The organism is Chitinophaga sp. CF118, from assembly GCF_900112615.1.
Lineage (GTDB): Bacteria > Bacteroidota > Bacteroidia > Chitinophagales > Chitinophagaceae > Chitinophaga.
The window spans coordinates 1,381,038-1,398,778 of the sequence record NZ_FOMK01000001.1; the positions used below are offsets into that span (position 1 = coordinate 1,381,038).

1 protein-coding gene and 2 pseudogenes are annotated in these 17,741 nt (G+C 42.7%); all 3 read right to left on the reverse strand.

Features of this window, described 5'->3' with window-relative positions; all coding sequences use genetic code 11:
• Entirely contained in the window at positions 1-3,132 is a 3,132-nt protein-coding gene (locus BM176_RS33090; protein WP_369823714.1) for an SDR family NAD(P)-dependent oxidoreductase, read from the reverse strand.
• A pseudogene (locus BM176_RS33095) lies at positions 3,133-3,960 on the reverse strand (beta-ketoacyl synthase N-terminal-like domain-containing protein); the annotation flags it as partial.
• Between the two features lie 21 nt (positions 3,961-3,981).
• Positions 3,982-17,736 (reverse strand): annotated as a pseudogene (locus tag BM176_RS05320) (SDR family NAD(P)-dependent oxidoreductase); the annotation flags it as partial.
• Between the last annotated feature and the right edge of the window lie 5 nt (positions 17,737-17,741).

Consider the following 17,741-nt stretch of genomic DNA (forward strand, 5'->3'; position numbering starts at 1 on the left):
TTAAACAAATTTTAAGGCAGTTACCTGATTTGGTTTATTGGACAATACAGCTTCCAGGATGTCCATTCCTGCAGTAGTAGAAATACTGCCTATTCCCATATATTTCATCTGTTCCCTATATTCTTCTGAGGATACAATACCAACCTCTCCCCAGTACCCCCAGTTAATGATATGAACAGGGATCTTTAACGTATCCTTCAGTTGCAATGCATAACTGTCTTTGTAGGTACATCCTGCAGCATAATTACTCTGCCCGGGATTATTCCATTGAGACTGTACAGAAGAATAAAAACAGATAAAATCAAGGGAATCATTACAGAAAACATCTACAAAGTGATGGCTGCCGGCCGATTTAGGCAGGAAGGATCTGAGGAAGTCATCTTCACTCATGTTTTTTATCAGCATATCGTTCAACACAATAGCAGAATGAAACAGACCATTTATATGAGCATGAGATTTCTTAATAATCCGGAAAGCATCTTCCATACTATTTCTGTCATTGGCATCACACTGAACATATAAGGGTTTTACGCCCAATTTTGCTACAGCATCTATATCAGCACTGATTTTCATATTCAGCGCACTCCGGCCCAGCCAGATCACCTTTGCCTTGTATTTCTCAACAAGGTAACGGGTAGTGGCTATACCTATCCCTCCTGCTCCTCCAAGAATAACATATGTTCCGCCTTGTTTTAACCGGCTGACTTTACCGGCCAACAGTTCCATTTCAAATAGATCCCGCTGGTAACTGAACCCGTTACGATAAGCAGAAAGCACTTCTTCCTTATCATATGGTGTTGCTAATACGCCTGCTATTCCTTCATCATTTAAAACAGGTTCACTTACATCAATTACACGGATATGCCAGTGTGGTTGCTCTTTTGCCAATGAGCCAATCAAACCGGTGATTCCACTTCCTCCCGGCGTAACAATATCTGAAGCGATCACTTTTTGCGTACGCAGTGTTAACACCGTAATGTGCAATTCTTTTTCCCTATAATCAGATGACAATAATTCCCTGATTATATTGAACACCGCAAGTTCTCTGTTTACATATCCCTGTTCCTCTCCAACTGCCGCAAGGCCCTGTAACAGGTATATGTGTGAAATACCGGCTGATAAATGCTGTAATGAAGACACCTGATGCACATCTTTATTGCTGCCCAGCAATACACGCTGCAAATCCTTTCCGAACTGCATTTCTGGTCCACTAACAATAAGATGCTTACCCGTTGACAATGATGTCTGTTTTGAGGATACTGACATGCGATTCCATACAGGTGTATATAACTTCGGCATATCGGCCTCCTCAGCTGGGGGAGCCTGCAATACGGCAAAGTCCCTGAAACTGAGCAGTACGGCTCCGTTATCACTCAACAGGTCAACATCATAATATGTGAGTTTACTATCTGTTCTATGACGAAGATTTTTCCTTGCATAACTCCATATTGTAGCGGGAAGCGTTTCATAAATATTTACTTCACTTACACCAAAAGGTAATTCAAGTACTCCACGCCCTCCGGCCAATTGTATGCCGGCACAGGTTTGCAATGCACTGTCCAGTAAACCGGGCATAAGAAGATATCCCTTTTCTTCCGGTAGTGTAATGCGGGCTAATGCTTCATTTTCGTTATAATAAAGAGTAGAAATTCCCTGGAAACTTGCACCATAATTCAATCCGAAGGTTTTAAACAAATTATAACAATCAGTTCCCTGTTTGGAATGCGTTAACCGGGAATGAATAGCAGTAAGGTCAAATGGTTTTATGGCAGGTAATATACCAGTACCAAGTATCCCTTTACTATGTGTTTCACCTGATGCAGGAGAAACTACTTCAAAACCAAGTACACCATCTGACAGCTGAAGATTAATATTTACTTTTTCAGGAGTTCCGTTTACTGTTAACGGACTTAACCATGTTACATCCTTTAAATGAGTTACTTTTTCTTCAGTAGCCTGCTCTCCCGCAGCCCTGGCCAGTTCAAGATGTGCCGTACCCGGAAGCACCTTTTCATCACCGATCCGGTGATCCAGCAGGAATGATTCTTTACCGGTATAAATACTTGTAAACTGTTGTTGTTTAAGGCTGGAAATATTACGGTGCAGTAAGGGATGTAACTGTCCTTCTTTTGATACAGGTGCTTCCAGAGACAACCAGTAACGTTCACGTGCAAACGGATAAGCAGGTAGACTGATTCTCAGTGGCGGTCTGCCGGGATATAACAGTTTCCAGTCAACCTGCGCCCTGTTCACCCAGGCCTGTGCAAGCACCGGAAGATCGTTATATGTGATCTTTATATTAACCGGATTATTATCGCTGACAAACAAACCTGATAATTCATTTTCAAGATATGCGGAGAGCGCCGCAATACAGTCCCTGCTGTTTGTAACCGTGAATGCCAGCCGGCATTCCATAGCTTCTCTGCCTGTTTGCAAAGTATAAGCCACTCTTTTAAGCAGTACATCCGGATGTATCAATAGAAAATCTCTCAATTGTAATACCTGTTCCTCTAGTCTTTCTTTATCCCTTGCAGATAATACGATTAATACAGGGGTATTATCCTGAACAGATGAAGAAACAGGTGCTATATACTCTTCCAATACCAGGTGCGCATTTGTTCCGCTGAAACCAAAACTGTTTACAGCCGCCCTGCGGGGCTGATGTCCGGGAACATCCCAGTTCTTCAATGACGTATTTACATAGAAGGGACTATCTCCAAAATTGATAAACTCATTCTCTTTGTTAAAATGAATAGTGGGAGCAAGTTTACCCGCTTTGAACTGTAAGAGTATCTTTTCTATGCCAGCGACGCCTGCAGCGGCAGATGTGTGCCCCAGGTTACTCTTCACGGAGCCTATTCCACAATATCTCTTTTTATCTGTGAAGGCCGTAAATACCGTCATTAATGCTTCTGCTTCTATAGGATCACCTAGTTTTGTTCCTGTGCCATGTGCTTCCACATAACTGATTGTAGCAGGATCGATAGCAAACTTTTTATAGATATCAGTCAGCAGATTGATCTGGGAGTTTACACTTGGCGCAGTGATGCCATTTGTTTTTCCATCCTGATTAATACCCGATCCAAGTATAACACCTCTGATATCATCGCCATCACGAATTGCATCCTGCAAACGTTTTAAGATCAGGATACCAACACCTTCGCCAGGAACAAACCCATCTGCACTATTATCAAAAGCCTTGCATTTACCATCCCTGGATAACATACCCGCAGCACACATCTGTTCGTAAGGAGCAACACTAAGATAGAGCGTTACCCCACCTGCAACAGCCATATCAATCTCTCCATTCAGCAATGCCTGACAGGCGAGATGAGTAGCCACCAGCGAGCTGGAACAGGCTGTATCAATTGCGATTGCAGGGCCTTTCAGATTCAGCAAATAAGCCATGCGGGCTGCAAAGATTGAGTTCGCATTCCCCGTCATCAGCTGAGCCGCATTACAATCAATACCCGATTGTTTAACAAGATAAGCGTACTCATTACTCATGATACCTACATAGGTTCCACACTTCATTCCATCCAGCAACACTTTGTTATAACCAGCATCTTCAAGTCCTTTCCAGCATTCTTCCAGGAATACTCTTTGTTGCGGATCCATCATCTCCGCTTCTGCTGGAGATATATTAAAGAATAAAGGGTCGAACTTATCAATGTCTGCCATTTCTCCCAGCCACTTGGAATAGATCTCTCCCGTAAGTTCTCCTCCTGCTACATAGTGAGCAGCTGTATTCCACCGGTCTGCAGATACTTCTGTTACACAATCCATCCCCTTAGAAATATTATCCCAGTAAACTGCTAAATTCTCTGCTTTGGGATAACGGCCGCTCATTCCAATAATAGCTACCCGGTTATCTTGTTGAGCATGCATTTCAACAGGCGCAACTATTTTTTCATTTACCGGAAGCTCCACATCTGTAACCGGGAATGTGGTTGCCGGCATTAATTCTGCTATATATCCGGTTAATGTTTTAAGCGTTGGATAGTCATATAATTTCGTTACACTCAGACTTATCTGAAACTGCTCATTAATCGCCTTAATCAACTCTACACCAACAATAGAATCTAATCCCAGCTCCTGGAATGCACGATTTTCATCAGGATCACTTTCCAGGTATAATGCCTCTTTTAATGTTTCTTTCAGTTGCTGCAGAATAACGTTGTTATCACTGACCGGAATAGTTTTTACCGGCTCCGGTACAGATACCTGAATTGTTTGGGGAAGTAATTGCTGAATATAAGCAGCTAACGTAAAAAGTGTGGGATAGTCATATAGTTTAGTAACAGCAAGACTAATATTGAACCTTTCATTTATGCTTTTCACCAACTCTACACCTACAATAGAATCTAAGCCCAGCTCCTGAAATGCACGATTTTCATCAGGGTTATTGTCAAGGTATAATGCCTCTTTTAATATTATTTTCAACTGACCAGATACCTCTTTCACTTCCTGGAATAAAGAATTTGCGACAGGGAGATGCTCCGGATATTCTGTCTCTTTCAATATTGTTTTCAAAGGCACAGGCGTTTCTGCTACTGGTTCATAAGTGAGTAGTCTTGTCTGGACATTTTCAACTGAGGGCTTTACCAGCATCAGTGAATCCTGCAGATCGGTCAGCAGCACTTTCGCAGATGGCACATCAATCAATGGCAATGCCGGAGTAGCTACAGGTACTCTGTTATCAAACCAGTAACGTTTCCTGTAGAAGGGATATAATGGTAAACTAATCCGTTGAGGTAATGCTCCGGTATATAACAGCGGCCAATCAACTGGCATGCCTTTGATCCATAAATCAGCTATTACTGGTAGCGCTTTCTTATTCACTGCATCCCTCAGCTGTTCTTTCAGATCAGGCTTTGTAGTAAATGACTGAATGTTCCCGGTAAGAAATGCGGCTGTATCTCCATTCAGATAAGCATTCAGTTTATTCAGTAAGTCGGCTTTATCAGCAGCCACAAATGCCAGCCGCTCTTCCATCGATTCTCTTCCAACCTGCAAGGTATAGGCAATATTATGCAACCGGCCACTCTCCTGCTTTTCCAGGTACTGTTTCAGATTCAGCACCTGCATTCGCAAACGGTCTGCATCCCTGGCTGATAATACAATTATAGCGGGACCATCTTCCGCAGATCCCATTAACGGTACCGGCAAATATTCCTCTATAATAATATGCGCATTACTTCCTCCTGCACCAAAGCCACTGATACCTGCCAATCTTGGCTTGTTATCCATAGCTTCCCACTTCTCAACTGTTTGCTGTACCCTGAAAGGAGTGTTGCTAAAATCTATATTGTGATTCAGTTTTGAGGAGTGCAGGGAAGGCACTAACTGCCGGTGTTTTAATTGTAGTAATACTTTTGTAAGACCTGAAACACCTGCCGCAGATTCACAATGACCAATATTAGATTTTACAGAACCTATATTACAGAATTGCTTTTTGTCTGTATTAAAAGCGCTTACAAGACCGGCTATTTCTATAGGATCTCCAAGACTTGTGCCGGTACCATGTGCCTCTATATAACTGAATTGTTCCGGTGTAACTCCTGCCTTTTTCATAGCATCTCTGATCACGGCAGCCTGCGCATTGGGATTAGGAACAGTATAACCGTTCGTTTTTCCTCCATGATTAAGCGCAGAGCCTTTTATCACGCCATAAATCTGATCCCCATCTGCGATAGCCTGACTCAGCTTTTTCAACAACACAGCACCTACTCCTTCTCCGGGTACATAGCCTTCTCCCCCTTCTCCAAAACTTTCACATCGTCCTTTACCAGATACAAATTTTCCCTGGCTGAGTAATAAGTATTTATTCGGATGGATGCTCACATTTACTCCACCTGCAATAGCCATTGAGGTATCGCCGGATAAAATATCCCGGCATGCCAGATGAATAGCCGTGAGAGAGGATGAACACATTGTATCTATAGCGATACTAGGGCCATGTAAATTTAGAAAGTAAGAAACCCTGTTGGCAATACTTCCGGGGTTTCCCAATAATGGAAGCGGATTTCCTTTTAAGGTTTCTTCGGCGCCAAACAATTGGTACTCTTCGTACATCACCCCTACATACACTCCTACATTCCCTTCCATCCCGGTTATTCCTTTCCTTGCATATTCATTCAGGCGGGACCGTGTATATCCACCATCTTCAATAGCCTCCCATGCTACCTGCAGGAATAAACGTTCCTGCGGATCCATCTGCAGCGCATCCCTTGGAGAAATATTAAAAAATGCAGGATCAAATTTGTCTACATCATTTATAAATCCTCCCCACTTGCTATAACTCTTTCCTTTTCCCTCTCCGTAAAAGCCAGCAACATCCCATCTGTCTGCCGGAATCTCAGTGATACAATCTTTACCTGCCTGCAGGTTATTCCAGAACTCATGGATATTATCGGCACCCGGGTAACGGCCGCTCAGCCCAACGATAGCAATTTCTTCCACCCCGGTAGCTGGTTGCTGTTTTTCTACTTTAGGAGCAGGTGTTGTTGCAAAACGTTGTACAACTGACCGCTCTGCCGGCACTATTACAGGTTGGGGTGTACTCAACTCCCTGATTTTACCAGCATGCGCCCCGGCAAAATAACCAGCCAGTTCATTCAGTGTACGATATTCAAAAAACAATGTGCTGGGCACTCTTCCAAACAAAATATCAAAACGATGATTGAGACGGGTAATCAGTACCGAATCAATACCGTATTGTTCAAATGGTGCGGAGGGCTCAAATTTATCTATAGCAATCTTCAACTCATCTGATAATATCTCTTTCAGGAAATCGACAGTAACATCATGTAATTGCGTGTCGTTTCTATTAAGATCAGCCTTATTACTTTGCAACACACTTTCTGATAAAGGAGCAATTGTTGTTACAGCACTTTCTAATACATCTTCCCGTGAAATGGATGCTGCTATTGCCTCCTGCCTGCCATACAGGATGATGGCATGCTCATAATTATTATTAAGTACACTTTCAAATACCCGAACACCTTCTACCGTTGGTAAGGGTAACATGCCCCAGTATTTTTCCAGGTAAGCGATCTTTTCTACAGGTACCTGCATTCCTCCTTCCTGCCACAACGGCCAGCTGATGCTGATAGTTTTTCCGGATCTGTTACCCTTTGCTTTTTCTTTATTGCGATACTGTGCGTAATTATCCAGGTAATGATTTGCTGCCGCATAATCGGCCTGTCCTGGATTACCCAATACACCCGCAACAGCAGAAAAGAATACCATAAAGTCCAGCGGAATATCTTTTGTAGCTTCATCCAGGTATTGCAAACCTGTTATCTTGGGTGCACCAACTGCTGCAATTGCTTCTTTTGTTTTGTTTACTATAAAACTATCTTTTACAACACCAGCACTATGAATAATTCCATCCAGTTTCCCTGCTGTAGCCAGCACCTCTTTGATCAGCGCTATCGTAGCTGTTCTGTCACTGATATCACATCTGTGGTATGTGCTATTGGGTATTCCGGAAAACAGCGCAACTTTCTCTTCTGATAACTGGCTGGTACCAGTAAGTATTATCCGGGTACCGGCTGTCTTACTGATATGTTGTGCAAAAATCTGCCCCAGTCCGCCGGCACCACCGGTAATCAGGTATACACCTCCCTCTTTTATTATAGGGAGATGTTCTTTCATTACAGGTGATGATGCAGGTACAAGACGCTTTACTACTCTTTTTCCATCCAGATATTGCACCTCTGTATCCGTGGTAAACTGTTCTGTTTCAAGTATGCTGACCAGTAATTCCAGGTTTTTTACAGACAACTGATCTACCCCAAGTATCTTTCCTGTAATACGGGAATTTTCTCTGTTGGCAGTTTTTAGTATACCAGCTACAAAGCTATATTCCAGGTAATCCGCATTACTGCATACGATGATAACATGCCGGTCGGTTACAGTTTTCATCCTTTCCATTACATCCAGAAAATATGCAATGGTGGTGGTCTGTGGCAAAGCTATTACAGATGTTTCCAGGCGAACAGTAAGCTTATCTGCAAGATCAGCAGAACTTCCTGCAAGCAGGATCAATGGAACAGCATTGATGGTATTATTTATTACTGCTGCTTTTTCCTGCCATAACGGAAGATAAACATGAGCAGATGCCTGCGATCTTTTTACATTACCACCATCAGGAGATACCATAACCAGATCATTGAACTCCAGCAGAACTTCTCCTTCCTCGTTTAACACAAGAATATCAAAATGACTGATCCCCTCTTTAGGACTTTGATACAATGTGCTCCGCCTAACATAACTCCATACCGTAGTAGGCAGATCCTGATAAATCTTTATTTCTCCAATACTGAAAGGCAGTGCCAGGAAATGATTCTCCCGCGCAAAATTCAGTCCCGCACAGGTTTGAATAGCGCTATCCAGTAAACCGGGAGATAGGATATACTCTTTTTGTGCAGACAATGTAATACGCGACAATGCTTCTTCTTCACTGAACCATAATTGTTCTATACCCTGAAATGCCGGTCCGTAATCCATTCCCATTTCCCTGAAAGCATGATAACATGCATCCTTACTCATTGAACGGAATAACCGCTTTCTGATACCATCCAGATCTAACATTTCAGGTACTGCCAATGGTTGTGTATATAACTTACCCTGAGAATGAACAGTTTCCTGATCATTCTCACCAGTATACACTTCGTACGTTATATTCTCTTCCTGCGGCAGAAGACGGATCTGTATTTTACGGGGTATAGCCCTTACTGTTACAGCCTGTTGCAGGCTTACATCTTTTAGCAGGGTAATTTTATGACGGGTCGCTTTCTCACCTGCAGCAATGGCCATTTCCAGGTAGGCGACCGCCGGCAATACCATCTCTCCGCGTACTTTATGTTCCCGCAGAAACAGCTCTTTTCCTGTGTAAATACCTGCATACTGCTGTTGCAGCAGATCTGATTCATTGACATGTAAAAGAGGATGCAACCTGTGAATAGCTGGTATCTCTTTATTCACTATTTCCGGCAGCCAATAGCGTTCAATGGCAAATGGATAAGCAGGCAGACTTACCTTACGGGGAGATTCCCCTTCATAGAGTAAAGTCCAGTCAATCTGAATTCCTTTCACCCATAATTGCGCAAGTGCAGTCACTTCCCGATGTAATATTGCATAACTGATGTATGCTTTTCCGGCACCGCCTTCCAGCATAAAATCATTCCCATCCCTCTTCACATTTCCTTTAAATACCGGCACGGTACTACCTTGCAGCCAGGCTGTAAGTTTAGATAACAACTCTTCTTTACTTTCCACTACCAGCGCCATCCTTTCCTCCATTGCCTCCCTGCCCGTCTGCAATGTGTAAGCGATATCATGCAAATTGATAACGGAATGTACCAACAGGTGATTTTTCAGATTCCCCACCATCTCCTTTAACCTATCCTGGTTCTTTGCAGAAAGTAATATTATAGCAGGAGCATTGGACTGATATGCAGTTTGTGGTACCGGATTGTATTCTTCAATCACCATATGCGCATTCGTACCACTGAATCCGAAGCTACTGATTGCTGCACGTCTTGGAACACCATCCTCCGGCAACCAGTCTTCCAGTTTCAACTGAATTTTGAATGGACTATTTTCAAGATCTATCAGCGGGTTACACGTTGTGTAATTAAGGGAAGGCGGCAGTTGCTTATATTTCAGCGCCAGCAATAATTTGATTACACCGGCTACTCCCGCAGCAGCAAGGGTATGCCCGATATTCGTTTTTACACTTGCCAGTCCACAAAATTGTTTTTTATCTGTAAAAGCCCTGAAGGAAGCTGTCAGCGCGTCAAACTCCACGGGGTCACCAAGGCGGGTACCAGTGCCGTGTGTTTCTATGTAGCCAATTGTTTCAGGATTAATATTAAACCTGTTATACACTTCTTTTTGTAATGCTATCTGCGACAGTACATTCGGCGCTGTAATACCATTACTGGTACCATCCTGATTAACAGCACTGCCCCGGATTACACCATAAATATGATCTCCATCACGCTCTGCATCTGCCAGCCTTTTCATGATTACTACACCCACACCTTCACCAGGCACAAATCCATCTGCCCGCTGATCAAATGTGTAACATTGCCCCGTAGGAGATAACATTCCTGACCTACTCGCAATTGTATAGAAATCGCGTGTGTTCATCACATTTACACCACCGCTGATTACAATATCGGTTTCCCCGGACTGTAAACTTTTATATCCCATATCCATGGAAACCAGCGAGCTTGAGCAGGCAGTATCAACAGCAATTGCAGGGCCACGCAGATCCAGTAAATAAGAAATTCTGGAAGCGAGTATCGCATTGGAATTGCCCCACATTGCCGAAGCGGCTCTATCATTTATATCATTCACATAATCTCCCGGGGCAGCCCCTACATAAACACCACAGCGGGCGGAAGCCAATTTACGCGGAGAGATACCGGCATCTTCTATTGCCTTCCAGCAATGCATTAAAAACAACCGTTGCCGCGGATCCATCAACTCAGCTTCACTACCCGAGATCCTGAAAAACAGCGGATCAAATTTGTCTATATCCTTTAAAAAACTTCCCCATTTACTGTAAGATTTCCCTGACTGATCAGGGTCAGGACTATAGTGTTCATCTATATCCCATCTCTCTGCCGGCACTTCAGTAATCATACTTCTGCCATCACGTAAAGCAGACCAGTATTCATCTGGATTTGAAGCATCTCCAAATCCGCAACTGATACCAATAACGGCAATAGCATCTGTGGCAACTGAAGCAGCAGGAGGAGTAAAACGGTTGTCCCGTTCCTGGGTGGCTGACTTCAGATAAGTGTGCTGAATGAAATCGGAAAGACGGGAAATATTGGGATAGTTATAAATATCGGTCGGCTTCAACGTGATATTGAATGCTGCATTAATATTCTTTACCAATGTAGTACCCAGAATAGAATCAAAACCATAGTCCCTGAACTGCCCTTCCACATCAAGTTCTTTTTCAGGGATCATGATAGTACCGGCAGCAATGGTGACCAGCCGTGCAGTCAGCCAATCTTTATTTACAGCTTTTTCAATTACAACAGGAACAGGTGTTTTTTCCTGCTGCCCCTGCAATGTTTTTACAACTATTCCATCACTGCAGGCTAATATGATCTGCTGTGATAATTTGCTATTTTCCGGATAGGATTTTACCTGTTCATAACCTGCATCTGTTAACGCAGTATACCAGCCTTCTGCTGATAACCCGGGACTTCCGGGCAACCTTAAGCCAGCATCTTCGTACAACCACCAGCCATCTAATAATCCAAAAGTAAGTGTAGTAAATAACTCTGTACCGGCAATTTCATTCAACAATAATAACCCTCCACCCTTCAGCAGACCTTTGATATTAGATAGACTTGTACTGATATCTTTAGTTGCATGTACAACATTTGCACCTATTACAATATCATGACTACCCACTGAAAAGCCTTGTTCTTCCGGTGACTTTTCGATATTAAATAAAGCTGTTTCCAGGTAAGGAGCATCTTTTCTGAAAGTCTCTTCCGCATACAATAAGAAACTACGGGAAAGATCTGTATATACGTAGGTGATGTGTTCTTTATAAGGTGTTAACTTCTTGAAGATTCTCTCAGTGGTTCCACCGGTACCTGCTCCTACTTCCAGTATCCGGATTTTTTCTCCCGGCAGAAGATCCTTTACACCCTGCGCTACACTCGCCAATACAATATCGGCCAGCAGATCATTAAAGTAATCTGATTGATAATTGCCTTTATAAATATTGCTGACATAATCAAAACTGCCACCCGGGAAAATAATGTCTGTGGCATTTTTCACTCCCCTGAGTATATCCTGAAAAGCGGATAAACAGATCTGCAGCAGTTGACAGCGGGATGCAAACTCCGGTTGTTCACTTACTAGCCGGGAAATTGCTGAAGTTAAATGGAATGTTTCCAGTTGCTGCGTGGTTCTTTCCGGAATTGCCCATTCTCTTATATAATGATGTTTTTCCAGCAGTTGGCATACAGTAGTAAAAAGCCTGTCGTACTTTTCTATGATCTGTAATTTCTTTCTTACTTCGGCAACTGTTATTCCAGCTACCGCAGTTTTGTCAATATTCATCAACAGCAGCACTTGCAATATTCCTTTTGCACAAAGATCAAGGAATGCGGCTTCTGCATTTTCCGGACTATCATACACCTTTATAACGGGGTCATGTACACGTAACAATGACTCCGCACTGATCTTTACCAGTGACCTGTTTCCTCTTATAAAATGGATGAGCGTATTACCTGTTCGTTTCATTGCTACTACCTGCCTGTGCTGGCCAGCCAATACACATTCAAGCATTTCCATCCCCTCTGCAGCTGTAATACTGCCAACTCCCATCTGCTCCATTTTTCTGCGATAAACATCCGTAGCTACAATACCCACATCGCCCCAATATCCCCAATTGATAGTATACACCGGCAAATGCAATTCTTCTCTTACCACTTCTGCATAACTATCCTTATACGTACAACCTGCTGAATAATTCGCCTGTCCTGCTGCATTCCATTGAGACTGCAGGGAAGAATAAAAGCAGATAAAGTCTAATGATTCATTTTTGAAACTGTTAATAAAATGATGACTGCCTGTTGATTTGGGAGAAAAAGACTTTAAGAAATCGTCTTCAGTCATATCTTTCAGCAGCATATCGTTTAGAACGATGGCTGCATGGAATAAGCCATTAATTACAGGGTGAGCAGTTTTAATTTCCAAACGGACATTTTCCATATCCGTTCTGTCATTTGCATCACATTGTATATACAATGGTTTTATACCCAGCTTTTCTATTTCCTGCTGTGCATTGCTGATCTGCTCATTGATTTTACTTCTGCCAAGCCAGATCACCTGTGCCTGATAATGTTTTACAAGATAGGCAGTTGTTACTTTGCCAATACCTCCGGCACCTCCCAGTATTACATAAGTACCCCCTTGCCTGATCCTGCCTGATTGGGGCACCGGTAACTGCAGGGAATATAATGATCGCTGGTAAAAAGACTGATGGCGATAAGCAATTACACCTCCATCTTTATCATAAGGAGCTGTCTGCAGCAAGTCAATATCTTTGCTTGTAATATCTCCTGTTGACAAATCAATTACACGAATGTCCCACAGGGGTTGTTCCTTTGCCAAAGAACCCATTAAACCAGCAATGCCACCACCATTTGCATTTACTTTATCAAAAGCTGATACTTTTTGTGTCCTGTACGTAAATACAGTGATTTTTAGATTCTTTTCCCTATAGCCGGAAGACAGTAATTCTTTCATTGTCCTGAATATTGACAAGTCAGCATTCATGACACCAGCTTCCGCTAATCCGTCCAGCAGATATACATGTGTGATTCCAGCCGGAAGAGGCGATAAACCGGTAGGCAGTTCTACAACGTTACCCGTTTCTTCCAGTGTATTTTTTAGCGATCCGGTTAAAGTATGTTCCTTTCCGTTAGCGACCAATAAATATTTACCGGTTAATGATTTAACAGAAGATGGTACTGTGATACGATTCCAGACAGGCACATGTACATCACAGATTCCTTTTTCCTGCGGAGGCAGTACATGACTGATCTCACTAGGGATCCAGTAGCGCTGACGCAGAAAAGGATAGCCCGGGAGACTGATCCTGGAAGGTTTTCCTACTGTATATAATGACGACCAGTTAACAGGTATACCCTGTGTCCATAAACGGGCATTTTCGATAGGAGATCCTGCATCTACTGGTTCACCTGGTTTATCTTTCCTGACATTGCCCGTAAAAACAATATTGCCGGATACAGTAGGATAAGCGGCCAGTTGCTGCATCAGGGTTGTTTTATCCGCTACGATCATTGCCAGTCGCTCCTGCATATGTTCCCTGCCTGTTTGTAATGTATAGGCAACATCATAAAGATCTGTATCAGGATGTTGCACCAGGAAACGGTGCAGATTAGTTACCTGTCCGGTTAGCTGTTCTTTACTTTTTGCAGACAATACAATAACAGCCGGGGCATTATCTGTATATCCTTTTTTAAGCGGAGATAAATATTCTTCCACAACCACGTGCGCATTTGCACCACCAAATCCAAAACTACTTACACCTGCTATTCTTGGTTTACTATTTTCTGTTTTCCAGACTGACGATTCTTTTTGCAGATAGAAAGGAGTATCTGTTAATTTTAAATACCTGTTAGGAGTTTTCAGATGAGGGTTACCCGGAAGTATCCTGTGTTTTATAGATAAAAGCACTTTAAGCAAACCGGCGATGCCAGCAGCGGCTTCCAGATGACCGATATTTGTTTTCACACTTCCAAGTGCGCAATAAGGCGTTGCTGGTACAGCAAGATCAAAATCCTGATACAAAATATTGAAAGCCTCTTTTAATCCTTCTGTTTCAATAGGATCTCCCAATGATGTTCCGGTACCATGTGCTTCAATATAACTTACATCCCGCGGATCAATACCTGCCAGCCTATATGCTTTCAGCAGCAGGTCTTTCTGGGCAACAGGATTAGGAGAAGTAAGTGTATTTGCTTTACCACCATGATTTTCTGCAGAACTGCGGATAACACCATAGATATGATCTCCATCAGCCTCTGCCTGTTGCAGTGATTTCAAAATAATTACACCCACACCTTCCCCTCTCACATAACCGTTTGCCTCCTGGTCAAAAGTTTTGCAATGCCCGTCTTCACTCAGCATTCCTGCCTGTCCAAACGAAAGCGTCAATACTGGTGAAAGGATCACATTTACTCCTCCGGCAATGGCTATTTCACAATGACCACTACGAATACTTTCTACCGCTCTGTGAATAGCCACCAGTGCACTTGAACAGGCTGTATCAATTGGTACACTTGGTCCATGCAGATCAAGCAGATAGGAAATACGGTTCACCAGCATGGCATGTGCTATTCCGGTAGGAAACTGTGCTTCACTTGTTAAGTCAGGCTGATGTTGCATCAACCAGGAATAATCCATATTGGAGACGCCAATGAACACGCCTGTATTACTACCTTTTATACTACCGGGAGAAATTCCGGCATCCTCCAGTGCATGGTAAACAGCTTCGAGTGTAATGCGTTGCTGCGGATCCATAAAGGCAGCCTCTTTAGGAGAGATACCAAAGAACAACGGATCAAATTTATCAATGTCATCTATAAAACCACCCCATTTGATCCTTGTCTTATTTTTATCCCTATCAGGATCACCATCCAATTTTCTCCAATCCCATCTGTTAAGCGGTATTTCTGTAATCAGGTCTTTATTAGCGACTATATTATTCCAGAAAGAAGAGAGATCCGGAGATCCGGGAAAGCGCCCCTCCATCCCTATAATAGCAATCGGTGAAAGCCCCACAGGAGCAGTGAGTTGCGGGGTCTCTTTTGCGGGCGCTGAAACAATTGGTAAAGATGGAACAGCAACATGATATTTTATTATGCTGTTTTTATGCTCTTCCAAAAGATAAACAGCAAGATCTTCTACTGTAGGATAATTATAAAATACAGTAGGCATCAGTTCAAGATCATAACAACTATTCAGCTGGTTGGAGAATAAAGTCATCAATACAGAATCAAATCCATAATCCCCTAATTCCTGATCTGTTTCTATATCGTTAACAGATAATTTAAGCAGAGCTGCTGCTATTTCCCTGATTTTACCAATCGTTTGTTCCCGCAAATCAATCAGACTTGTATCAGCAATAATTGTCTCTGCGACAGGAAATGCTTTAGTCGCAAAAAGTTTTTTTCTGAGGCGATCCTTTTTACCATATGCCACCAATACCTGACCGGCAATATTATTCAGCAATATGTCAAATGCCATCAGTCCTTCTGCTGATGGCAGCGGTAACATGCCTGAATGTTTCTCCAGTAACTGTTCGCTTTCCCCTCCTATATTCATTCCACCTTCTTTCCATAAAGGCCAGTTAATACTTAACGTTTTACCAGATCGCTTTCCCTTTGCCTGTTCCTGGTTACGATAACAGGCATAGTTATCCAGCCATGCATTGGCTGCTGCATAATCTGCCTGTCCTACATTTCCATACACACCAGCAACAGAAGAAAAGAATACCATAAAATCAAGTGGTACTGTTTTCGTTGCTTCATCCAGATTTATTGCACCCTCAATTTTAGGTAACAACACCTGCCTGATCTCTTCTCCGGATTTATTAATAATAAAACTATCCCGGATTATACCAGCACTATGAATAATACCATCCAGCCGGTGATAGGTAGTGCTAATCATACTGATCAGTGCTTTCACCGCTACCATATCTGTAACATCACAGGAATGATATATTGCTCCCGGTATTTTTCCCAGGGTTTGTGGAGGTACTATACTTCTGCCTGTCAGCACTATTGTAGTCCCTGGCACCTGGCTAATATGTTCTGCAAATAACTTTCCTAATCCCCCGGCACCACCTGTAATAAGGTATACTCCGCCTTCTTTGACTGGCAGTCTTTCCGTCCCACTGACAACAGGTACCGGCACTTTTACCATCCTCACTCCTTCTCTGTAGCTTACTTCAACATCTGCTGTTTCCCGTTCTGTTTCAAGTATCTGTACCAGGGCAGACAGTTGCTTAACAGATAGATCATCTACCCCGATTACCTTCCCACTTATTTTTCTATTTTCAAGTGCAGTAGTTTTTAATAATCCGGAAATAAATGCATTGTAATGGTAATCCGGATTATTAAAAACAACGATCACTTGTGTAGCACTCTGCGTGGTAAACAGTTTTTTCAGCCTGTCAAATACTGCTGTAAAAAAGGTAATAGCATCCCCTTCCGGAAGTGATACGACTTCCACGCCTAATATGTCCTTCAGTTTATCAGCAAGATCTGAAGTGCCACCAGCCAGCAAAATCAACTGGGTTTCATCTGTAGCAGTCAAAACCGGCAATTTTTCTTCCCATACATAATGATACAAATGGGTAGCCGGCTCGTCATCCGTTTGTTCTTTTTCCGGAGACAACATCACGATATCTGTAAAGCTGAGCAATATTGTGCCTGCATCATTTACGATATCTATATCATAACCGGTAATCGCATTATTAGCATTTTTATATTTACTTTTCCGCGCATAACACCAGATTTCTGCGGGCAACTCACTATAGATATTTACCTCTCTGACACTGAATGGAATTACCAGATTATAATCCTTTGCAGCGATCCTCATACCCATGCTGGTCTGCAATGCACTATCCAATATGCCGGGAGTTAATACAAAACCTTCTTCCGGGGGCAAAGTAATTTTAGATAATGCTTCCTCTTCACTATAATACAATTTTGATATTCCCCTGAAGCTAGTTCCGTATTGCAGGCCACGTTCAGCGAATAACCGGTAACAGTCAGCGTGTTCTTTTACAGCAGATAACCTATGCCGGATATCATCCAGATCATGGTTTGCCGGCGCATACAGTTTACCCGTTCCCAATCGTCCCTGGTTATGTAACTGTTCTTCTCCCTGCTGTGAAAAAATTCTGTATGCAATTTCTTCTCCCGCCGGATAAACGCTGATATGTATTTTTTCGGGTGTACCATTTACCCGTACAGGGCTTAACCAGGTTACACCTTTCAGTTGGGTAATCTTCTCTTTTACAGATACTTCGCCTGCTGCCCTGGCCATTTCCAGGTAAGCGACACCCGGTAATATTTTTTCCTCTCTTATCTTATGATCTGCCAAAAAGGATTCAGTACCGGTATAGATGCTCGTAAATTGTTGCTCTTTCATCATCCTTT